Annotated in this window: 17 protein-coding genes and 1 pseudogene; 8 read left to right on the forward strand and 10 right to left on the reverse strand. The window is 64.2% G+C overall.

The genetic code is table 11. The annotated features are described in order from the left end of the window. Positions 1 to 64: 64 nt before the first annotated feature. Genes paoA through paoC form a run of 3 tightly spaced genes read left to right on the forward strand, consistent with a single transcriptional unit; the run spans position 65 to position 3,886 of the window. Positions 65 to 721: an aldehyde dehydrogenase iron-sulfur subunit PaoA gene (gene paoA / locus GYK42_RS16655; RefSeq protein ID WP_046685019.1), complete on the forward strand. Its 657-nt coding sequence runs from the start codon at positions 65 to 67 to the stop codon at positions 719 to 721. Continuing rightward, positions 718 to 1,677, forward strand: a complete 960-nt coding sequence (locus GYK42_RS16660; protein ID WP_166448388.1) for an FAD binding domain-containing protein — start codon at positions 718 to 720, stop codon at positions 1,675 to 1,677. The genes paoA and GYK42_RS16660 overlap by 4 nt, the downstream gene beginning before the upstream one ends. Positions 1,678 to 1,681: 4 nt before the next feature. Further along, complete coding sequence (gene paoC / locus GYK42_RS16665; RefSeq protein ID WP_166448389.1) at positions 1,682 to 3,886, forward strand: aldehyde oxidoreductase molybdenum-binding subunit PaoC; 2,205 nt, start codon at positions 1,682 to 1,684, stop codon at positions 3,884 to 3,886. 18 nt (positions 3,887 to 3,904) lie between these two features. On the opposite strand, the gene GYK42_RS16670 is transcribed toward paoC, so the two are convergent. Further along, the gene (locus tag GYK42_RS16670; RefSeq protein ID WP_205711432.1) at positions 3,905 to 5,122 is read right to left on the reverse strand and encodes a serine hydrolase domain-containing protein; all 1,218 of its coding nucleotides are present in this window, start codon (positions 5,120 to 5,122) and stop codon (positions 3,905 to 3,907) included. Between the two features lie 113 nt (positions 5,123 to 5,235). Here GYK42_RS16670 and GYK42_RS16675 point away from each other — a divergent pair, with 113 nt between their 5' ends. From GYK42_RS16675 to corA, 3 genes are all read left to right on the forward strand, one after another. Next, a complete protein-coding gene (locus GYK42_RS16675; protein WP_166448390.1) occupies positions 5,236 to 6,114 on the forward strand; it encodes a TonB-dependent siderophore receptor in 879 nt (292 codons plus the stop codon). Positions 6,115 to 6,354: 240 nt separating this feature from the next. Then, positions 6,355 to 8,016, forward strand: a complete 1,662-nt coding sequence (locus tag GYK42_RS16680; RefSeq protein WP_166448391.1) for a carotenoid 1,2-hydratase — start codon at positions 6,355 to 6,357, stop codon at positions 8,014 to 8,016. Between the two features lie 187 nt (positions 8,017 to 8,203). Further along, positions 8,204 to 9,190: a magnesium/cobalt transporter CorA gene (corA, locus tag GYK42_RS16685; RefSeq protein ID WP_166448392.1), complete on the forward strand. Its 987-nt coding sequence runs from the start codon at positions 8,204 to 8,206 to the stop codon at positions 9,188 to 9,190. Between the two features lie 9 nt (positions 9,191 to 9,199). Here corA and GYK42_RS16690 read toward each other — a convergent pair whose 3' ends face one another. Next, positions 9,200 to 9,898, reverse strand: coding sequence for an alpha/beta hydrolase (locus GYK42_RS16690; protein WP_166448393.1), 699 nt, complete (start codon positions 9,896 to 9,898; stop codon positions 9,200 to 9,202). Positions 9,899 to 10,123: 225 nt separating this feature from the next. Between GYK42_RS16690 and GYK42_RS16695 the strand changes: the two genes are divergently transcribed. Next, positions 10,124 to 10,501: a c-type cytochrome gene (locus GYK42_RS16695; protein WP_205711439.1), complete on the forward strand. Its 378-nt coding sequence runs from the start codon at positions 10,124 to 10,126 to the stop codon at positions 10,499 to 10,501. 14 nt (positions 10,502 to 10,515) lie between these two features. On the opposite strand, the gene GYK42_RS16700 is transcribed toward GYK42_RS16695, so the two are convergent. Both GYK42_RS16700 and GYK42_RS16705 read right to left on the reverse strand, forming a co-directional pair. Then, complete coding sequence (locus tag GYK42_RS16700) at positions 10,516 to 11,361, reverse strand: universal stress protein (protein ID WP_166448395.1); 846 nt, start codon at positions 11,359 to 11,361, stop codon at positions 10,516 to 10,518. Positions 11,362 to 11,396: 35 nt separating this feature from the next. Beyond that, positions 11,397 to 13,202 carry a PHA/PHB synthase family protein gene (locus tag GYK42_RS16705; RefSeq protein WP_166448396.1) on the reverse strand — a complete coding sequence of 602 codons (1,806 nt, stop codon included), beginning with the start codon at positions 13,200 to 13,202 and terminating at the stop codon, positions 11,397 to 11,399. Positions 13,203 to 13,471: 269 nt separating this feature from the next. On the opposite strand from GYK42_RS16705, the gene GYK42_RS16710 reads away from it, so the two are divergent. After that, positions 13,472 to 13,711 (forward strand): hypothetical protein, encoded by a 240-nt coding sequence (locus GYK42_RS16710; protein WP_166448397.1) that lies wholly within the window; start codon positions 13,472 to 13,474, stop codon positions 13,709 to 13,711. On the opposite strand, the pseudogene GYK42_RS16715 reads toward GYK42_RS16710, so the two are convergent. The 6 genes and pseudogenes from GYK42_RS16715 to GYK42_RS16740 all read right to left on the reverse strand — a co-directional run. Next, a pseudogene (locus GYK42_RS16715) lies at positions 13,708 to 14,089 on the reverse strand (LysR substrate-binding domain-containing protein); the annotation flags it as partial. The gene GYK42_RS16710 and the pseudogene GYK42_RS16715 overlap by 4 nt on opposite strands. Before the next feature lie 22 nt (positions 14,090 to 14,111). Beyond that, positions 14,112 to 15,398 carry a DUF445 domain-containing protein gene (locus GYK42_RS16720; RefSeq protein ID WP_166448398.1) on the reverse strand — a complete coding sequence of 429 codons (1,287 nt, stop codon included), beginning with the start codon at positions 15,396 to 15,398 and terminating at the stop codon, positions 14,112 to 14,114. Between the two features lie 59 nt (positions 15,399 to 15,457). Beyond that, on the reverse strand, positions 15,458 to 16,855 hold the full coding sequence (locus GYK42_RS16725; protein WP_166448399.1) for an amino acid permease: 1,398 nt from the start codon (positions 16,853 to 16,855) through the stop codon (positions 15,458 to 15,460). A gap of 211 nt (positions 16,856 to 17,066) precedes the next feature. Continuing rightward, positions 17,067 to 18,854, reverse strand: coding sequence for an MFS transporter (locus tag GYK42_RS16730; protein WP_166448400.1), 1,788 nt, complete (start codon positions 18,852 to 18,854; stop codon positions 17,067 to 17,069). Between the two features lie 51 nt (positions 18,855 to 18,905). After that, positions 18,906 to 20,000, reverse strand: coding sequence for an N-acetylglucosamine-6-phosphate deacetylase (locus GYK42_RS16735; protein WP_166448401.1), 1,095 nt, complete (start codon positions 19,998 to 20,000; stop codon positions 18,906 to 18,908). Positions 20,001 to 20,003: 3 nt separating this feature from the next. Continuing rightward, the gene (locus GYK42_RS16740) at positions 20,004 to 20,771 is read right to left on the reverse strand and encodes a DeoR family transcriptional regulator (RefSeq protein WP_034781637.1); all 768 of its coding nucleotides are present in this window, start codon (positions 20,769 to 20,771) and stop codon (positions 20,004 to 20,006) included. Positions 20,772 to 20,802 lie beyond the last annotated feature (31 nt).

Below are 20,802 nucleotides of genomic sequence, written 5' to 3' on the forward strand. Positions count from 1 at the left end.
CAGACTGGTGCTTCGGGCCTGCATGCGCCCACCCAGCCAGTCCACAGCCAGGAGGAAGCGCGAGATGACAGAGTCCCATCAAATCAATGCCGGTAGGCGCGGCTTGCTGATCGCCGGTGCGCTGTCGGCCACGGCCGCGGCCGTGCCCGGTGTGGCAGGAGCGGCGGGGGCGGCGCAGGCCGTCAGCACGAGCGGCCAGGCGCCACCAGTCCTGATGAAAGTCAGCCTCGACGTCAATGGCCAGCGCCACAGCCTGGAACTCGACACGCGCACCACCTTGCTCGACGCCTTGCGCGAACATCTGCAGCTGACGGGCACCAAGAAGGGCTGCGATCACGGCCAGTGCGGTGCCTGCACCGTCATGCTCGACGGCCAGCGCATCAATGCCTGCTTGACTCTTGCCGTGATGCATGACGGCGCCAAGGTCACCACCATCGAGGGGCTGGGCACGCCGGAGAAACTGCATCCGATGCAGGCCGCCTTCATCGCGCATGACGGCTACCAGTGCGGCTATTGCACGCCGGGGCAGATCTGCTCGGCCGTCGCTGCGCTGGGAGAAATCCGCCAGGGCATCCCCAGCCACGTCAGCGTGGACTTGAACGCGGCCCCCTCGGTGACGCCGGAAGAATTGCGCGAACGCATGAGCGGCAACATCTGCCGCTGCGGCGCCTACTCCAACATCATCGAGGCGATCACCGAGGTGGCGGGGAGGCCGGCATGAGAGTCTTCAGTTACCAGAAGGCCGCCTCGCCGGCCGAAGCGGCGGGCGCCGCCGTGAATACGCCGGGCGCCCGCTTCATCGCGGGCGGCACGAATCTGCTCGACCTGATGAAGCTGGAAATCGAAACGCCCGCGCATTTGATCGACGTCAATGGCCTCGCATTGGATAAAGTGGAGACCACGGCCGACGGCGGCTTGCGCATCGGCGCCCTCGTGCGCAATACGGCGCTGGCCGCGCACGCCACGGTGCGGCGCGATTATGGCGTGCTGTCGCGCGCCTTGCTGGCCGGCGCCTCGGCGCAATTGCGCAACAAGGCGACGACGGCCGGCAACCTGCTGCAGCGCACGCGCTGCCCGTATTTCTATGACACGAACCAGGCGTGCAACAAGCGCGTGCCGGGCAGCGGCTGCTCGGCCATCGGCGGCTTCAGCCGGCCGCTGGCCATCCTGGGCGGCAGCGATGCCTGCATCGCCACGCATCCGAGCGACATGGCCGTGGCCATGCGCGTGCTCGACGCCGCCATCGATACGGTGCGCTCCGACGGCGCCGTGCGCAGCATCCCCATCGCCGACTTTTACCGTTTGCCGGGCAACACGCCGCACGTGGAAACCGTGCTGCAGCCGGGAGAACTGATCACCAGCGTGACCTTGCCCCGGCCCGTTGGCGGCACGCATGTCTACCGCAAGGTGCGCGACCGGGCCTCGTACGCGTTCGCGCTGGTGTCCGTGGCGGCCATCATCTTGCCCAATGGCACGGGCAGGCTGGCCCTGGGCGGTGTCGCGCCGCAACCGTGGAGAATTTCTGGCGCCGAGCAGGTCATGCCCGAGGGCGCCGCCGCCTTCAGCGAACGCCTGCTGGCCGGCGCCAGACCGACTGACGACAATGCCTTCAAGGTGACCCTGGCGCAGCGCACGATTGCCTCGGTGCTGGCTGAAGCACAAGCGAAGAAAGGCTAGGGCCATGAAATTTACGACACCTGCGACCACCAATCCCATCGACCAGCTGAAAGTCGTGGGCCGTCCCACGGACCGTATCGACGGCCCCCTGAAAACCACGGGCACGGCGCCGTACGCGTACGAGCAGAACAAGGCTGCGCCGCACGCGGCCTATGGCCATGTCGTCGGCGCGGCCATCGCCAAGGGGCGCATCGCCTCGATCGACACCAGCGCGGCGCGACGCGCGCCGGGCGTGCTGGCCGTGGTGACGGCGGAATCGGCGGGCAAGCTGGGCAAAGGCAAGATGAACACGGCGACGCTGCTGGGTGGCCCGGACATTGAACATTACCACCAGGCCATCGCGCTGGTGGTGGCGGAAACCTTCGAGCAAGCCCGTTCGGCCGCGCAACTGCTCGATGTGAAATATGTCGAGCAGCAGGGCGTGTTCGACCTGGCCAAGGCCAAAGGCGGCGCCACCAAGCCGAAGGAGGGCAAGCCCGACAGCAAGACGGGCAACTTCGCCGGCGCCTTTGCCCATGCTCCCGTGCGCCTGGATGCCATCTACACGACGCCTGACCAGTCGCACGCCATGATGGAGCCGCACGCCTCGATTGCCGCCTGGGAAGGCGACAAGGTGACGGTGTGGACGGCGAACCAGATGGTGGACTGGGGCCGCGGCGACCTGGCCCGCACGCTTGGCATTGCGAAGGACAAGGTGCGCATCGTGTCGCCGTATATCGGCGGCGGTTTCGGGGGCAAGCTGTTCGTGCGCGCGGAAGCCTTGCTGGCGGCGCTGGGTGCGCGCGCGGCGCAGCGTCCCGTCAAGGTCGCCCTGACGCGGCCCTTGATGATCAACAACACGACGCACCGACCCGCCACCATCCAGCGCCTGCGCATCGGCGCCACGCGCGACGGCAAGATCACGGCCATCGGCCATGAATCGTGGTCCGGCGACTTGAAAGGGGGCCAGCCGGAAACGGCCGTGATGCAAACTCGGCTGCTGTATGCGGGGCCAAACCGCATGACGGCCATGCGCCTGGCCGTGCTCGACCTGCCGGAAGGCAACGCCATGCGCGCGCCGGGCGAGGCGCCGGGCATGATGGCGCTGGAAATCGCCATGGACGAGATGGCGGACAAGCTGAAAATGGACCCCATCGTCTTCCGCATCCTGAACGACACGAAAGTGGACCCGGAAAAGCCGAGTAGACCGTTTTCCCAGCGCCGCCTGATCGACTGCCTGCGCACGGGCGCCGTGGAATTCGGCTGGAAAGAGCGGCAAAGCCAGCCCGGCATGCGGCGCGACGGCCGCTGGCTCGTGGGCATGGGCGTGGCCGCCGCCTTCCGCAACAACCTCGTCATGCAATCCGCCGCCCGCGTGCGCCTGGACGGCAACGGCATCGTGACGGTGGAAACGGACATGACGGACATCGGCACGGGCAGTTACACCATCATCGCGCAGACGGCGGCGGAAATGCTGGGCGTGACCTTGAACAAGGTGGTCGTGCGCCTGGGCGACTCGGATTTTCCCATCTCGGCCGGTTCGGGCGGGCAGTGGGGCGGCAACAGTTCCACGGCCGGCGTGTACGCGGCCTGCGTGCGCCTGCGCCAGGCCATTGCCGGCAAGCTGGGTTTCGACGAGAAAGAGGCGCGCTTTTCCGATGGGCAAGTGAGCGAGGGCGAGCGCAGCGTGCCGCTCGCTGCCGCCGCCTATCATGGCGACGTCGTCGCGGAAGACCACATGGAATACGGCGACCTCGATAAAAAATTCCAGCAATCGACGTTTGGCGCGCATTTCGTTGAAGTGGCCGTGGACAGCGACACGGGCGAAGTGCGCGTGCGCCGCATGCTGGCCGTGTGCGCGGCCGGCCGCATCCTGAACCCGAAAGCGGCCCGCAGCCAGGTGATCGGCGCCATGACCATGGGCGTGGGCGCGGCCCTGATGGAAGAGCTGGTGGTCGACCAGCGCCACGGCTTCTTCGTCAACCACGACCTGGCCGGCTATGAAGTGCCCGTGCACGCCGACATTCCGCACCAGGACGTCATCTTCCTCGATGAAACAGACCCGATGTCTTCGCCCATGAAAGCCAAGGGAGTGGGTGAGCTGGGCATCTGCGGCGTGGCGGCGGCCATCGCGAACGCCGTCTACAACGCCACCGGCGTGCGCGTGCGCGACTATCCGGTGACCTTGGACAAGCTGATAGTCAAGTTCGATAAAAAGCTGACGGCGTAGACTTGCCGGCTGGGAGACCTATTTCACAAGATTGCTATTCATCACTATTTCTCGTATTTTTATTTCAAAATAGTAGTGAAGGGCGCTGTCTTCGCTGAACTGGTTTTCCAGCACAATCACATCGACATCTTTTTCAGGAAAATAGACTTTGATCGATGCGAATCCCAAGCCTTTTCCGGAGTGTCCTATGTATATGACGGGCGTCTTGTCGCTGACATACACGCCGTAACCATAGCCATGTTTCTCGCTGCCGAAGGCAACATGCTGGCTCGATATGTCGTAACTCGTCATCAGCTTATAGCTTGCCGGCTTCAAGATTTTCCCCTGATGAAGTTTTTCATCCCAGATAGCCAGGTCTCTGGCATTCGACACAATGCCACCGGCCGGAATGAAGTCCACCCAGCCCTTTCCCTGGACGGGGTGCTGCTTCAATTCAAATGTATTGTTTGCATTGACATAGCCATTGATGACCTTATTGTTTTTATCTTCCTCATAGCAAAAACTGTTGTGCATTCCCAGTTCTTTGAACAAGTCATTCGCTGCCTCGATATACGTCTTCCCGCTGGTTTTCTCAAAAATATTGCCCAGCATTGTATAGGTTGTTACGCCATACAAAAAATCCGTTCCGGGGGCGAAACTGAGCGGCTTGTCAATCTCAGTGATTCCTGCCGAAAAGTTGAGCAATTGATGCACCGTCACTTGGTCGGCCCAGGCCTGCGGTAAATCAGGCAGGTATCGCCGAACGGGACTTTGCAAGTCTATTTTGCCTTTTTCAACTTCTCTTAAAATCAGGACAGCCGTTATTTGCTTGCTGTTCGACATGATCCTGAAATTGTCTTCTGGCGTTAATGGCGTTTTATTCTCAAAATCGGAATAGCCGAAGGCTTTCGAGTATTTCGTTTTTCCATGTTGGGTGATCAGAACCACCCCATTAAAAGGTCTTGGGCTTGTTTGCTGTATCAGATGGTCAATTTTTGCAGTATAGTCATCTGCCTTTTCTGCCGGTGAATGAGCGGCAGCTTGCGCATGCACGAATGTGGAGATGGCCAATAAAAAAGAAACCGTCACGAGTGAAAAAATCGTTTTTCTATCAGTGCGAGGAGTTTTCATGGGAATGTCGTGGCTTGGTTGATTATTTTCAGGCAAGCGCTGAACCGCTTGTGCGAGGATGCTATCCGCGTCGCCGATGACCTTGCCCACGCGGCCGTACACCTGCATGATTGCCTTGGCCTGCATGCATGCGCAGGAAAGCGTTGCTAGTGTATGACAAGAACAGCGAAAGTCGAAGACATGCTGCGGCTCCTGCAATATAATGAGAATCATTATCATTAAAGCCGCCGGATCCGCTCTTGTCTGCCTTGCCTTTCCCCTCGAATGACGCCACCCTGGCCGCCAGCCGCCAAAAGTCCGTGTATGCGACGGGCCGCTTCTCGCTGCGGCAGGGCGTGCACGTGATACTGGGCGGGCGCGTGTCGTCCTACGTCAATCCCACGGCCGGGATCGATGAAGCGTGGGTCTTCACGCCGTATGCGGGCCTGACGTGGGACTTCGCGCAAAACCTGACGGCGTTTGCCAGCGACAGCGACATCTTCAGTCCGCAAAACAGCCGCGACGTCGACAACAAGACGCTCGATCCCGTGCTGGGCAAGAATATCGAGGCGGGCGTGAAGGGCGTGTTCCTCAACGGCCGCCTGAACGCCAGCGCGGCCGCTTTCGAGGTGCGCCAGGATAACTTTGCCGAGTCTGTCGACGCCGTCAACAAGGTGACGGGCATGGACGCCTACCGCGCCATTGACGGCGTGCGCTCGCGCGGCGTGGAGCTGGAAGTGTCGGGCCAGCTCATGCCGGGCTGGCAGTTGCAGGCTGGCTACACGCACAAGATCGCGCGCGACGCGGCCGGCAAGGTCAATACCCTGGCGCCCGAAGACCAGCTCAGCCTGTATAGCACCTGGCAGCCGATGCCGCGCCTGACGGTGGGCGGCGGCGCCCGCTGCCAATCGCGCACCTGGCAACAAACCCGGGCCGTGCGGGGCGGCACCACCACCGTGCACCAGGGCGCGTATGCCGTGTTCGACGCCATGGCGCGCTACCAGATATCGGGCAGTCTGGCCCTGTCGCTCAACCTCAACAACCTGGGCGATCGTACTTACTATGGTATCAGCACGGGCCGCAGGGTCAGTTACGGCGATCCGCGCAATGCGATGCTGAGTTTGAACTACCGCTATTGATTGTGGCTTGGGCGGTGCCAGCCGGGCCGCCTGAACACATGTTGCGCGGGTGACAATTGGAGATCATTGCGCCGCGCGCAGTCAGTACACTGGCTTGGCAGAATCGTCTGCCAATACGGGAAAGGGGGCGGCGTCCGGCGCGCCAAGCTGACATGCTGTTGTTGTATGCGGCCGCATCATTGCAGGCAAGTCCTGCGGCGGCGCGCTCCTGTCGTGCTATTCCCTCCAGCAAGAGCCACCATGAACCCCATCACCCTGCAAAACATCGCCCAAGCCCTGTGGATGAAAGACTATGATGCCAGCAAGATTCCCCCTGAGCTGTTGCGGCGCATAGAGAGCGCCGCCAATAGCGAAGCGGCGTATGCCGACCGTTTTCTGCTGCGCCTGCAGCAACTGGAGGACCATCAACTGTCCTTCGTGCAGGAGCGCACGGAGCGCTATGCCTTGCTGCGCCAGCACTTGCTGCAGACAAAGGCGATGAGCCCGCGCGAGTTTTATGCCAGCTGCCTGTTCCTCGGGCCGGAATCGAATACGGGCTATGCGCCAGTTTCCCTCGACCCGCAGTTTTCCTTCCCGCAAATTGATTTGCCTCAACTGCAATACCAGCTGGGCTGGCATTTTTTTGTCGGCAATTTTACGGATGCCGGCGGCCATCACTACAGCGTCGAGCTGATGTTCTGGCAATACGCGCTGCTGCCGCCGCTGCTGGCCGCCGAACTGGGCCTGAGCGATATTGAAAACCAGTCGCTCGAGATGCACCTGGCGATCTGCGATCCGCAGACGGGCCTGCAGTACCGCGCCAACACGGTGGTCGTGGCCGGCACCACGGGCCTCGTCGAGGTGGAGGCCAAGCCGTTTGCCTACCGCATCGGGCGCAACGCCATCGAAGGGCTCGATGCGGGCGGCAGCCTGTTTCCCGTGCGCCTGCAGGCGCGCGGCTGGGATATGGGCAAGCCCGTCGATGTGGAATTCGGCATCGATATCTCGCTGGATAATCCCAAGGGCTATTTCATGCAGGGAGACGGCGGCTGTTCGCCCAGCATCGATGGACTGGGCACCTTGTATTACTCGGCCTCGCTGCTCAAGCTGCGTCCGGGCGCAGCGAATGTGATTACCATCGACGGCAAGCGCATCGAATTGACGGATGGCAGCATGTGGTACGACCATCAATGGACGGCGGGTTTCATGCCGAAAGGCGGCGCCCAGCATGCGGTGCTGCGCGCCGCCGCCAACCTGACGCCGGCGCCGCCTGGCGGATGGGACTGGTTTGAAGTGCAGTTCCAGGCCGGACTGGCGCCAGGCTTGCAGGAAGTGCAGATGACGATCTCCGCGCTGCACTCGCTGGACAACGAGCAGTTCTATTGGCAGACGGGACCGACGCCGCCGAAGCCCATGACGGCCAAATTCAATGGCAAGTACATCGATGCCGACAACGCCACCCTGGACCTGACGGGCACCATGACCGTGACGGCCTGGGTCAAGGACGACACTTCGCCCAACCCCGCCGTGTATCCGGCGACGGACACCTGGTACCCCGCGCATTACCAGTTTTCCATCGACCAGCAACTGCCGCAGCGCCTGCGCGCCTTTACCCTGGAGCCATTGATCGCCACGGGCCAGTCGGGCTTTTTCGGCACCGGCCTGCAATACACGGAAGGCGGCGCCATCGCCCGTGACGCGGCTGGCGTGGAGATCGGCCGCGGCTTTGCCGAAGGCACGAACTGGGCGCATTCGGCCGATACCGTCGTCAGCGCTGCCGGGCTGGCCCCCAACGACCAGACGCGCGCCTTGCTCGATCCGCTGCCTCCATCTGCGCAGCTGGTGGCGCAAAGCCAGGCCTATGTGTATGCCAACGCGGACGAGCTGAAAGCGATCCTCGCCGCAGCCAGGGGCATGGTCTAGTCACTACGCCAGGGCGCCCGCTTGCGGGGCCGCCCTGGCGTAGTGACTGCCGCTGGCCTATCGATACAGCATTTCCATTGAGTGAAGGCAAGGTACGTTTTTTTGGCGAGTTTCCTCCATACTACGCCTGAACGTATTTTTCGCCGCGTCCTGCCAGCGGCAGCCACTTTTACTTTTGGACATGTATATGGATTTAAGCCACCACGCCGCCGTCGTCAATTGCGAAGCGTATCGCGACGGCAAGAAGATCGCCCATTTCGACATCGACAAGGTGGGCGACTTTCTCGGCGACCCCGATTGTTTCGTCTGGATCGGCATGGCCAGCCCCGACGCCACGGCCATGCAGGCGCTGCAATCGGCGTTCGGTCTGCACGAGCTGGCCGTCGAGGATGCGCAGGGCGCGCACGAGCGGCCCAAGCTGGAAGAGTACGGCGACACCCTGTTCATGGTGATGCACACGGCCACCCTCGATGGCGAGGCCATCGTCTACGGCGAAACCCACGTCTTTCTCGGCCCACGCTTCATCATCACGGTGCGCCATGGTCCTTCCGCCGGCTATGCGAAGCTGCGCGAGCGCAAGGAAAGCGTGCCCGAGAAACTGGCCAGCGGCCCCGGCTACGTGCTGTATTCGATCATCGATTTCATCGTCGACCAGTACCAGCCCTGCATCGACCATTTGCAGGCCCGCTTCCAGCACTACGAACTGCAGCTGTTCAAGCCCAGTTTGAGCGAAGACAAGCTGCAGGATTTCTACCAGCTCAAGACGGAGCTGCTCAAGCTCGACGCGGCCGTCAATCCCCTGCACGACATCTGCACCCAGCTGATCCGTTTCCATGGCGACATCGTGCCCAAGGAAAACCGCATCTATTACCGCGACATTCTCGACCACGTCAAACGGGTCACGCACACTGCGGGGCAGATGCGCGAGCTGGTCAACTCGGCCATGCAGGTGGCGCTGGGGCAAATCTCGATCCGCCAGAACGAGGTCGTCAAGCGCCTGGCCGCCTGGGCCGCCATCCTGGCCGTGCCCACCATGGTCTTCAGTCTGTACGGCATGAACTTCGAATTCATGCCGGAACTGAAGTGGCGCGGCAGCTATCCGGCCGTGATCGTCGTCATCATCGCCGGCTGCTTCTGGCTGCACCGGCGCCTGAAGCGCGAAGGGTGGCTGTAGGCAGCAGCCTTATTCGCCTGCCACCGCGCCTGCCGCCTCTAGTATCAGCGCCGCCACTTCGACGGGGCGCGAAGCCAGCGACGCGTGGCTGGCATTCAGGCTGATGATTTTCCTTGCGCCCAGGCGCGCCGCCATGCGCTCCTGATTGACGGGGGAAATCATGCGGTCGGCAGTGGAAACCTGGTACCAGCTGGGTTTGTGCTTCCAGGCCGGGTCGCTGACGGTGTCGCCGAAGGTGCTGGCCAGCGGCGCTTTCTGCACCACGCCCAGCACGGCGCCTTCTTCGGCATCGAGGTCCTGGCAAAAGCTGTCATGGTACTGCTCGGGCTTGACCCACAGATAGCCGTCGCTGTCGCCTTCCAGGCTGGCCGCGCCGATGGGCGGGTGTTCCTGCGTGATGCTGCCAGGGCTTTCGCCCGCGTCGGGCGCGAAGGCGGCGATGTAGACGAGGCCCGCCACATTCGGCGCATTGCCCGCCACGCTGATGACGGCGCCGCCGTAGGAGTGTCCCACCAGCAATACCGGGCCATCGACCTGCGCCACCATCTTGCGCGTGCGTTCGGCGTCGTCGGCCAGGGACGTCAGGGGCAGTTCGACGGCGCGGATGGCCGTGTGGCCCTGGCGCCGCAATTCGGCAATGACGCGGCTCCAGTGGGCGGCGCCGCCCCAGAAACCGTGGACGAGGACGATGGTGGCTTGCTTGCTCATGCGAATACTCCTTGTGGCGGTGGCGCTGACAGGGGCGACGCGGGCTGCGGGGCCTGTCAGCAGGCGGCCGCGCAGTGTCCAGCCTGGCTATTGTAGGCCGTTCCCCGGCTGCACGTGTCGCTTATTGAATGAGCAATCCCGGTTAAAATATCGCCGGGAGCATCGACCCTTGCGTGGGTTGTCCTGATTCCGCTCCGATTGATATCCATAACAAACTACATGACAATGAAATTAGTATTTATCGCTACGCTTGGCCTTTTTTCGCTGCTGCAAACATCGTCCTCTTTCGCTGAGAACGTCAATGGAAAAAATCTCTACATGCAGCGATGCGCCGTGTGCCACGGAGCAGAGATCAAGGGAACGGGGCCGTTGGCGAATAAAAGCAATCCCCGTACACCCGATCTGACCACCGCCGCTTTCAAGAAACGGCTCAATGATTATCCCGGCGTGATCGTGTCGTCGGTCATCCTTCGTCCGAATGGCGACCTGATTCCAAAGACATTGAAAGAGAATGGCGTCAAGATTGCGCCGCACGCCTGGAGCGTGAAGGATTTTCGCGATCTGAATCAATACATGAGCGGCGTGATTTTAAAAAACAGGTGACGCCGCACGGCCGCCTAGTGCGACACCAGCACCGGTAACGTCATCTCCTGCAGCACCGTGCGCGTGACGCCGCCCAGCAGCGCTTCGCGCAGGCGCATGTGGCCGTAGCAGCCCATCACGAGCAGGTCGCAGTGCCGCTGGGCCGCCATGGCCAGCAGGGCCGTGCCCACGTCCTGGCCCGGCGGCGTGTCGTGCTGCAGCACCTCGACGTTGACGCCGTGGCGCGCCAGGTACAGGGCCAGGTCGGCGCCCGGCTGTTCGCCGTGCGCGGCCGGCTGCGCGTGCGAATTGACGACGGCCAGGGTCACCTGCCGCGCCCCTTGCAGCAGCGGCAGCGCATCGGTGATGGCGCGCAGCGCTTCGGCGCTGCCGTTCCAGGCCAGCAGCGGATGCTGCGCGATGCCCGCTGGCGCGGCGGAAAGCGCGTGCGGCACCATCAGCACGGGCCGGCCGCAATGGAGCATCAGGTATTCCGGCGTGCCGGCGATGACGCGCGACGGCGTATCCTGCGCATCCGTCTGGCCCAGGATCAGCAAGTCGCAATAGCGCGCCTGCAGCAGCAGCGCGCCTTGCGCGTCGTCGTCGACGAAGCGCGTTTCATAGGTGCCCAGGCCTTCCTCGCGGGCGATGCGCTCGAAGTCGTGCAAGGCCTCGCTGGCCTGGGTGCGCAGCGTCTGCATCTGCGCCGGCGCAAACTGCAGCGCGTTGACGCCGCCGCCATACGCATAGCGCGAGATGCCGCTCATGGCCGAGCCGATCAGGTGCGCGCCTTCGGCAATGGCCAGGCGCACGGCCAGGCGGATGCGCTGGGCGCAGTGGCGGGAATTGTCGACGTGGACCAGCAGGGTAGTGTAGGGCATGGCGTTTTCCTCGGTTGTCGCGCGGTTGTCGGTTGTCAGGTTTGCAGCACGTAGCGGCCCGGCGCATCGCCCAGGTCCGGCCCCATGGACGGCGGCGCCGCTTGCACGCCGGAGCGCTGCGCCAGCCAGGTTTGCCAGGCGGGCCACCACGAACCGTCATGGTGCGGCACATCGCGCTGCCAGCTGTCCGCGTCGATGTAGGGCGCGTCGTGGCGGTGCGTGGCCAGCTGGTAGCTGCGGCGCGGCTGGCCCGGCGGCGAGACCACGCCCGCATTGTGGCCGCCTGAGGTGAGCAGGAAGGTGACGTCCGTGTCGGTCAGCAGCTGCAGCTTGTACACGGAGCGCCACGGCGCCACGTGGTCCGTCAAGGTGCCGACGGCAAAGATGGGCGCATCGATGTCGGGCAGGGCGATATGGCGGCCCGCCGTGCGGTAGCGGCCTTCGGCCAGGTCGTTGTGCAGGAACAGACGGCGCAGGTATTCCGAATGCATGCGGCAGGGCATGCGCGTGGCATCCCCGTTCCAGGCCATCAGGTCGCTGTCCTGCTCGTCTTGTCCCAGCAGATAGTGATTCAGGCGGCGCGACCAGATCAAGTCATTCGAGCGCAGCAGCTGGAAGGCGCCCGCCATCTGCTTCGTATCGAGGTAACCCTGCTTCCACATGGCCGCTTCCAGGAAGCTGACCTGGCTCTCGTCGATGAACAGCGACAATTCGCCCGGCTCCTTGAAGTCCACCTGCGCGGCCAGCATGGTGAGGCTGGCCAGACGCGCATCGCCATCGCGCGCCATCGTCGCGGCGGCGATCGCCAGCAGGGTGCCGCCCAGGCAGTAGCCGGCCGCGTGCACGTGCGGCGCGCCCGTGATGCGGACAACGGCGTCGATCGCGTCCATCACGCCCAGCTGGCGGTAGTCTTCCAGCGACAGTTCGCGGTCTTCCTCCGTGGGGTTTTTCCAGGAAATCATGAATACCGTGTGGCCCCGGCCCACCAGGTAGCGCACCAGCGAATTGTGCGGCGACAGGTCGAGGATGTAGAACTTCATGATCCACGCCGGCACGAACAGCAGGGGCGTCGCATGCACCGTGGCGGTCGCGGGCGCGTACTGTATCAATTCGATCAAGTCGTTGCGGTAGACCACCTTGCCCGGCGTGACGGCCACGTTTTCGCCCGCCTTGTAGCGGCGCGTATCGGGCGCGTACGGCCCCATGGCGGCGCGCTGCCAGTCCTCGGCCGCGTGGACCAGGCCGCGCGCCAGGCTGGCGCCGCCGCTTTCCACGGTGGCTTGCTGCACCACGGGATTGGTCAGCATGAAGTTCGACGGCGCCAGCATGTCGAGCCACTGGCGCACGGTGAACGTGACGACATCCTCGTGGTGCGGCGCGACGCCGCGCACGCCCGTGGTGGCGCGGTGCCACCATTGCTGCTGCAGCAAGAAGCCCTGGTAGACGAGGTTGTACGGCCAGCGCCGCCAGGCCGGATCGTCGAAGCGCCGGTCCTGCGGCAGCGGCGCGATGCACGGCGTCTCGGCGGCGCCGCCAGCCAGTGCCGATTGCATGGCGTACTGCTGCCAGCGGCCGATCTTCCTCCACGCTTCCTGCACAAGGGCTTGCTGCTTCGATGGCGCCAGCGCCAGGTGGCTGAGCCAGTCGGCATACGCGTTGCCCAGCGCGGCCGGCGAAATGCCGCCCGTGAGCTTGCCCAGCCAGGCGTTCAGCAGCAGGTCCAGGGTGGCGCCTTCCGGTGCGGTCTCCGGATAATCGGTCACCGGCAGGCCTTGCCAGGCGCTGCCCAGGCGCTCATGTTCAACGTTGTGCTGCGCGTCGCTCGGCTGCGTCTTGCTCATCGAGGGCTCCTGTCGTTTTTTTACAGGATAGCAATAGCTTGTTCAAAAAATTATGATCTACATCAACTTTGGCCGGATGCGTGCGGCGTGGCTTGCCATCTGGATGAACTTCGAATAAAAATGATTTAAACGAATATTGCTATTCCAGCGATTTTCTTCTTGTAACAAAGAAAAACCATTTATTCATGAATTTATTTATTGTATTTGGTAAATTTATGTAGCAAAATACAGTAAAGCAAGACCGATCACAGTGGATAGCGGAGATGGACATGCATACGAAAATGTCGGCAAGCGGCAGCGAAGAGGCGGGCAGGGGCTATCCACGCGGGGCAGCTGCGGGCGTCAGTCGTTTTTCCGTGCGGCGCCTGAAGGCGATAGCCTACCTGGCGCTGTTGCTGGCCGTGGTGCCGGCGGCAAGCTGCATCGCCACGGGCCGCGCCGGCGTTCCGGTGCCGTTCAGCGCCATGTGCGGCGTGGTGTCGTGCGCGGCAGGCGACCATGTGTTCTAGCGCGCTGCCTGCGCTTCCTCGCGCATCCATGCCATGAATGCCTGCACGGCGGGGCGCTTGGCCGCGTCGGGCCGCGTCACCAGATAGTAGGCAAAGCGCGCGGGCCAGGGCAAGTCCAGCACTTGCACCAGGCGTCCCGCCGCACTGCCGTCCGCGGCGCCATGCGCGGCCAGCCACAGGGACCAGTCGGCGCGGTCCGTATCGTGCAGCAGCGGGTAGCGCAGGCAATCGCCGGGCGTGGCTGGCGACGGGCACCAGCACGGAAGCCATCAAGCGCGTCACCTGCAAGCCCGGATAATCTCCCAGATCGACTTGCTCGGTGAATGGCGCGAAGCGGGTGTCAACCATGCGGCGCTGGGCATCCAGCACGGCCAGCGTGGTGCCACGCTGGTAGGCATGGCTAGAATGCCTGGCTGACTGAATAAATCAGCAAGCCGGCCAGGCCGCCCACGATGGTGCCGTTGATGCGGATGAATTGCAGGTCGCGTCCGATGGCCAGTTCGATGCGCTCGCTCATTTCTTCCTTGCTCCACAGGTCCAGGCGGGCGGCGATGAAGGCGCCCACTTCGCCCCGGTAGCGGCGCACCAGCGATCCGCTGCCGGCGACGATGGCGCCGTTCAGCCATGCCCGCGCATGGTCGTCCGTGCCGAGCACCTGGCCCGTGTTGCGCGCCACGCCGGTGATGGCTTGCGCCAGCACGGGCTGGTCCGCGTGCAGGTCGGCCAGCACGCGCGTGCCGATGTGGTGCCACACGTCGCCCAGCATGGCTTGCACCGTGTCGCTGGCGACCAGCTGCAGCTGGTAGCGGCGCACCGTGTCCTGCCACTGCGGGTCGGCCTTCAGGTGCAGCGCGCTGTCGGCGATCCAGCCGGCGATGCGCTGGCGCAGCGGGTGGTCGGGATCGAGGCGCACGACGAGGGCGAATTTTTGCAGCGAGGCGATCATGCGCGGCTCGTACGCTTTCACGGCCTTTTTTATCAGCGCGTTCTCGATCTGGAAGGCGCCCAGCACGAAGTCGCCGATGGCCGCGTGGTGGGTCTCGTCGTCCAGGTAGGCGGCGCCGCGGTCGAGCAGGAAGTCCAGCAATTCTTGCGGCTTGCCGTCGGCGATCAGCGCATCGATGCAATCGGCCGCCACGTCCGACAGATTCAATTGTCCAAGATAGCTGCTGGCCTGTTCGCGCAGCAGTTGCCCCAGCTTGTCGTGGTCGGCCATCGCCAGCAGTTGCTTCACCACGCCGGCGCTGGCCATGCCCAGCTGCCGCGCGTGGGCCTCGTCCGCCAGCCAGGCGCCCAGGCGTGCGGCAGGGTCGGCCTGCGCGATGCGCTCGGCGATGCCTTGCTCGGTAATGAAATGGTTTTCCACGAAGGCGCCCAGACTGCGCCCGATGTCGGCCTTGCTGTTCGGGATGATGGCCGTATGCCACAGGGGGATGCCCAGCGGGTGGCGGAACAGGGCGACGACGGCGAACCAGTCGGCGATCGCCCCCACCATGGACGCTTCGGCGAACGCTTCCACGTAGCCCCAGGCCGGGTGGCCGCCCCGCTGCGAGCGGGCCACGGCAAACACCAGCGCGGCCAGCAGCAGCAAGCCGACGGCCAGCAGCTGCATGCTGCGCAGGCGCGCGCGCTTGAGCTGGTCCGTGCTGTGGTCCAGCTGTTTGATGAGGTCGGGGGAAGGTTGCATGGATGGCGGTCTGCAGGGTTGCGAGACCGCCATCTTACTGCGATGGCGCAGTGGAAGGATTACTGTTGCGGATGCAGCAGCGAACGGCGGCGCGCGTAGCCGAAGTAGATGGCCAGGCCGATCACGAGCCAGATGGAAAAGGCCATCCAGGTGAACCAGCTCAGGAAGGTCATCAGGCCCACGCACAGGAGCACGGCCAGCGCCGGCACATACGGCACGCCGGGGCAGCGGAAGGCGCGCGGCAAGTCGGGACGGCGCTTGCGCAGCACCACCACGGCAACGGACACCATGGTGAAGGCGGCCAGGGTGCCGATGTTGATCAGCTCAGCCAGGATGTTGAGCGGGATCACGGCGGCGATCAGGCCGAACACGATGCCGACGAGCCAGGTGGCGAAGAATGGCGTGTGGAAGCGCGGGTGCACAGTCGACAGGCGTTTGGGCAGCAGGCCGTCGCGCGACATGGCGAAGATGATGCGCGTCTGGCCGAAGGCCATCACGAGAATCACGGTGGTCATGCCGAGAATGGCGCCCAGGTCGACGAAGCCGGCGATCCAGTTTTCCCCCGCATATTGCAGGGCCAGCGAGACGGGATGGTCGACACCGAGGAATTTTTGATACGGCACGATGCCCGTCATGATGGCCGACACCACGACGTACAGCACGGCGCACACGGCCAGCGAGCCGATGATGCCGATCGGCAGGTCGCGCGACGGCTTCTTGACTTCCTCGGCGGCCGAGGTGACGGCATCGAAGCCGATGAAGGCGAAGAAGACGAGGGCGGCGGCGGAGAGCATGCCGTGGTAGCCGAAGGGCATATAGGGCTGCCAGTTGGCCGGCTGCACATGGCGCGCGCCGAAGATGATGAACAGCAGCACCACGCCCACCTTGATGGCGACCATGATGTTGTTCAGGCGCGCCGATTCGCGCACGCCCCAGCCCAGCATGGCCGTCAGCAGCAGCATGATGACGAGGGCGGGCAGGTTGATGAAGGTCGTCACGCCGGGCAGGGCGCCCGGCGCGGCAGTCAGGGCGACAGGTAACGTTATGCCAAAGCCCGACAGCAGCGACTGGAAGTAGCCGGACCAGCCGACGCAGACGGCTGCCGCGGCCAGGCCGTACTCAAGCAGCAAGTCCCAGCCTATCATCCAGGCGGCCAGTTCGCCCAGGGTGGCGTAGCTGTAGGTGTAGATGGAGCCGGCGACCGGCACGGTGGAAGCGAATTCCGCATAGCACAGGGCGGCGAAGCAGCAGGCGACGGCGGCCACGACGAACGACAGCGACAGGGCGGGGCCGGCCGTCAGCGCGCCCGTTCCGGTCAGCACGAAAATGCCCGTGCCGACGATGGCGCCTATGCCCATGAGGACAAGGTCGAACGGTCCCAGCACTTTCGCCAGACCTCCCGGTTTCTTGCTGTGGGCGATCATGTCATCCAAATTCTTGGTTCTAAATAAGCTCACTGTGTCTCCTGGTGGTTTTTGTCATGGCGCCATTGCCGCCTCGTGAGTGGCACGACGCAGCCAGATTCTAGCCCACGCGCCCTTGATTCCAGAAGGAAAACCGTACGGTGCCGGGTGCGCCAGCCCTGTAAACTTGTCCGGCGGGCAAAAAAAAGCCCCGGGATGATGGACCGGGGCCGTAAAGGAGACTGCTACAGTTGGTTACTCTGGCTTACTTTGCAAAGTGCGCTTCGATCTCTTCTAGCGTCTTGCCCTTGGTCTCGGGGAGCAGGAACGCGGCGGCCAGGAAATACAGCACCGTGCAGCCGGCGCCAAAGAAGAACAGGGTCGAATAACCGTACAAGCCCACGGTCGGCAGGAAGATGGCGGCGATCACCGTCGAGACGAACTGGTTGACGAGCAGGGCGATGCTCATGCCGTTTGAGCGGATGCGCGTCGGCATCAGCTCGGACAGGGCCAGCCACACGCACACGCCCGGTCCCACGGCAAAGCTGGAAACGAACACGCAAATGGCAATGGCTACCAGCCATCCGTGCGTGGATGAGGGCACGGGGCCCAGGCTGGCCTTCTCGATGCGCAGCGGCGCCTCGCGTCCGGCGGCCGGGTCGGCGAACGGATTGAGGTGCAGCTTGCGGAAGAACACGCCGATCACGCTGTCAGGCTGCACGGCGTCGTCGCGCGCGATGGTCACCTGGCGCAGCACGGGGTCGTCGCTGCGCAGGCTTTTCACATTCGTGAACGGACCGTAGGCGTAGGCGATGGTCAGCTGCTGCGGCGTGCCGTCGGCCGCCGCGCCCAGGGCCGTCAAGGTGGCCGCATCCAGGTGCAGGGTCAGGCCGTCCGCTTGCACTTGTGATGCGATGGCGGGGCGCACGTCGGCCAGGTGCGCTTCGGCGCCGCGGAACAGCAGGCCGGCCGCCAGCAGCGAGACGACGATGCCGCCCGTGCCCAGCATCAGCAGGAACTTGCGGCCCTTGCGGTCCACCAGCAGCACGGCCACCACCGTCATCACGGCGTTCAGCACCTTTAATAACACGTCGGCCATGTTGGCCGAGGCGCCCGACAGGCCCGCCTGGTTCAGGATATTGACGACATAGGCGAGGATGGAATTGATGCCCGTCGCTTGCGTGCAGGCGAGGATCAAACAAGCGAGCAGGAAGGGCAGCACGTAGCGGCGGCTCAGCAGCGGGTCTTTCGCCTTGCCGCTGGCCTTGGCCGTATTTTCCGGCGTATCTTGCATCTCGCGCAGTTCGATGTCGGCGGCGGCGGGCAAACGCGTGCGCAGCAGTGACTGGCGCGCCTGCTCGATGCGGCCCCGTTGCGCCAGCCAGCGCGGCGACTCGGCCAGCAGCAGGGCACCGATGGTAAACACGAGGCCCGGCGTCAAACAGACCCAGAAGATGCTGCGCCACGCATGGTCCTTGGCCGTGAAGATGGCGGCGATGCGGCCCGCTTCCGGCAAGGCTTGCGCCGCCTGCGTCGCCGTTTCCACCGTCTGCGCCTGCAGCAGGCCGATCAGGGCGGCCGCCACCAGGCCGATGGTCAGCAGCAGCTGGAACAGGGCGGCGCCGCGTCCACGTTGCTGCGCGGGCAGGCATTCGGCCAGGTACAGGGGCACGACGACGCCGATCAAGCCGCCGCTGATGCCTTGCAGCAGGCGGCCCAGCAGCAGCGGCGTGTAGCCGTCTGCCAGCGCGATCAGCGGGATGCTGGCGCTGAACAGGGCGCCGGCCAGGAACATCACCCAGCGCCGGCCCAGGAGATCGGCCAGGGCGCCGGCGAACAGCGACGACAGGACCGATCCCAGGAGCACGGCGGCGACGATAAAGCTCAGCTGCTGGGCCGTCAGTTTCCAGGCCACCGAGGCCGTCGATTCCAGGTAGGGCAGGGCGCCGGCGATGATGCCGATGTCTATGCCGTATAGCAATCCCCCCATGCCGGCAATAAATAGCAGGTAGCGCATGGCCCACACGGGGGCCTTGTGTGACGTGTCGTGCATGGTAACTCCGGGACGGGGTTGAGGTTGGGGGGATGAGTCTGGAGACTGAATCTAGCGGGTGGAAAGATCGATGGCCGCGCCTTCGACGAAGACGGACACTGGCTGTAGTGTGGAATCGAGGACGACGATATCGGCCCAGGCGCCCGGCGCCAGTCGGCCCCGTTCGGATTCGCCCAGATAATCGGCCGGGTACAGCGACAAGCGGTTCGACGCGTCGGCCAGGTCGAGGCCCAGGTCGACGAAATTGCGCAGGGCCTGGTCCATGGTCAGCACGCTGCCGGCCAGGGAACCCGTGGCCAGGCGCACGCAGCCCAGACATTTGTAGACGCGCTGCGTGCCCAGGCCGTATTCGCCATCGGGCATGCCGGTGGCCGAGGTGGCGTCCGTCACGCCGTACAGGCGCGGGATGGCGCGCAGGGCCGCGCGCAGGGCGCCCTTGGCCACGTGCTGCAGGTCGGGGATGATTTCCGCGTATTCGGCATGCGCGAGCGCCGCGCCCACCATGCCCGGGTCGTAATGCGTCATGCCCGTCATGCCGTTGTACAGGTGGGTGAAGCCGGAGACGCCGGCCTGCAGCGCCGCCACGCCTTCGTCATACGTGCCGGCGCTGTGGCCGATCTGCACGCGGATGCCCATGGCGACCAGCTGCGGGATCAGTTCCAGGTGGCCGGGGATTTCCGGCGCCATGGTCAGGACCTTGATGGGGGCGATGGCGTGGAAGCGCTGCACCAGCGCCAGGCTCGCCTGCACCACGTCGGGCGGCTGCGCGCCCAGGCGGTGCAGGTTCAGAAACGGGCCTTCCAGGTGCACGCCCAGCATGCGCGCGCCGTTGGCGGGGCGCTCGGCGATGACGCCGGCCAGGCCTTGCAGGGCGCGCAGGATCGACGGTTCTTTCGCCGTCAGCGTGGTGCCCAGGAGGGCCGTGGTGCCATGGCGCGCGTGGACCTGCGCCACTGTGGCGCCCGCGTTCCCGCCTTCCATGATGTCGACGCCGGCCGCGCCATGCACGTGCAGGTCGATGAAGCCGGGCAGGATGGTCAGCGCGCTGTCGGCGGCAGGGTCTTCTTGTATCTGGACGATGCGCTGGTCAAAGGTGATGGTGCCCGTGATCCAGCCAGATGGGGTAAGGATTCTGCCGCTCAGCATGTGTTATTCCGCTATAAAAAGTTCGATGCCCAGCTTTTGCAGCCCTTCGCGGTACTCCTGGCTGATGCTGGCATCGGTGATGACGGTATCGACGCGGTCCAGCTGCACGATGCGGTGCAGGCTGACGCGGCCGAACTTGGAGGCGTCCGTGAGGACGATGATTTTCTTGGCCCGTTCCACCATCTTGTGGTTCAGGCTTGCTTCCGCTTCGTGGTGGGTGGTCACGCCAAACTGCAGGTCGAAGCCGTCGACGCCCAGGAACAGCTTGTCGAAGCTGTAGGCCTGCAAGCAGGTTTCGGCCTGGCTGCCCTGGATCGACAGCGACTGCTTGCGCAGCAGGCCGCCCGTGAGGATCAGGTCCACGCCGGGTGCGTCGGCCAGTTCCCACGCGATGTTCAGGCCATTCGTGGCCACCGTCACGCCGGTCGCGTCGCGCAGATGGCGCGCCAGCGAGATGGTCGTGGTGCCCGAGTCGATGATGATGTTGTCGCCCGGTTCCACCAGCCGCGCCGCATAGGCGCCGATGCGCTCCTTCTGCTCGTGGTTGATGGCGTCCTTCTGGCGTATCGTGTGCTCGGGCGGGGGCGTGCGCGTGAGGGTCGCGCCGCCGTGGCTGCGCGTGGCCATGCCTTGCGCTTCCAGCGCATTCAAGTCGCTGCGGATGGTGACAGCGGACACGCCGAGCTTTTCCACCAAGTCGGTCACTTGCACCGAGCCCTGCTGGGCGAGCATTTGGAGGATGGATTCACGGCGTTGGCTGGTATTTCGCATGGTGGCGGGCTCGGTAAAAAGTGAAAATACC

This window comes from Janthinobacterium lividum (assembly GCF_011601275.1).
Taxonomy (GTDB): Bacteria; Pseudomonadota; Gammaproteobacteria; order Burkholderiales; family Burkholderiaceae_D; genus Janthinobacterium; species Janthinobacterium lividum_E.

Coding starts and splice junctions, on each gene's coding strand:
- GYK42_RS16705 (WP_166448396.1), bottom strand. CDS start 13,202: ATGAGCAAGACGCAGCCGAGCGACGCGCAGCACAACGTTGAACATGAG.
- GYK42_RS16735 (WP_166448401.1), bottom strand. CDS start 20,000: ATGCTGAGCGGCAGAATCCTTACCCCATCTGGCTGGATCACGGGCACC.
- GYK42_RS16720 (WP_166448398.1), bottom strand. CDS start 15,398: ATGCAACCTTCCCCCGACCTCATCAAACAGCTGGACCACAGCACGGAC.
- paoC (WP_166448389.1), top strand. CDS start 1,682: ATGAAATTTACGACACCTGCGACCACCAATCCCATCGACCAGCTGAAA.
- GYK42_RS16730 (WP_166448400.1), bottom strand. CDS start 18,854: ATGCACGACACGTCACACAAGGCCCCCGTGTGGGCCATGCGCTACCTG.
- GYK42_RS16695 (WP_205711439.1), top strand. CDS start 10,124: ATGAAATTAGTATTTATCGCTACGCTTGGCCTTTTTTCGCTGCTGCAA.
- GYK42_RS16680 (WP_166448391.1), top strand. CDS start 6,355: ATGAACCCCATCACCCTGCAAAACATCGCCCAAGCCCTGTGGATGAAA.
- corA (WP_166448392.1), top strand. CDS start 8,204: ATGGATTTAAGCCACCACGCCGCCGTCGTCAATTGCGAAGCGTATCGC.
- GYK42_RS16690 (WP_166448393.1), bottom strand. CDS start 9,898: ATGAGCAAGCAAGCCACCATCGTCCTCGTCCACGGTTTCTGGGGCGGC.
- GYK42_RS16660 (WP_166448388.1), top strand. CDS start 718: ATGAGAGTCTTCAGTTACCAGAAGGCCGCCTCGCCGGCCGAAGCGGCG.
- paoA (WP_046685019.1), top strand. CDS start 65: ATGACAGAGTCCCATCAAATCAATGCCGGTAGGCGCGGCTTGCTGATC.
- GYK42_RS16740 (WP_034781637.1), bottom strand. CDS start 20,771: ATGCGAAATACCAGCCAACGCCGTGAATCCATCCTCCAAATGCTCGCC.
- GYK42_RS16710 (WP_166448397.1), top strand. CDS start 13,472: ATGCATACGAAAATGTCGGCAAGCGGCAGCGAAGAGGCGGGCAGGGGC.
- GYK42_RS16670 (WP_205711432.1), bottom strand. CDS start 5,122: ATGCAGGCCAAGGCAATCATGCAGGTGTACGGCCGCGTGGGCAAGGTC.
- GYK42_RS16700 (WP_166448395.1), bottom strand. CDS start 11,361: ATGCCCTACACTACCCTGCTGGTCCACGTCGACAATTCCCGCCACTGC.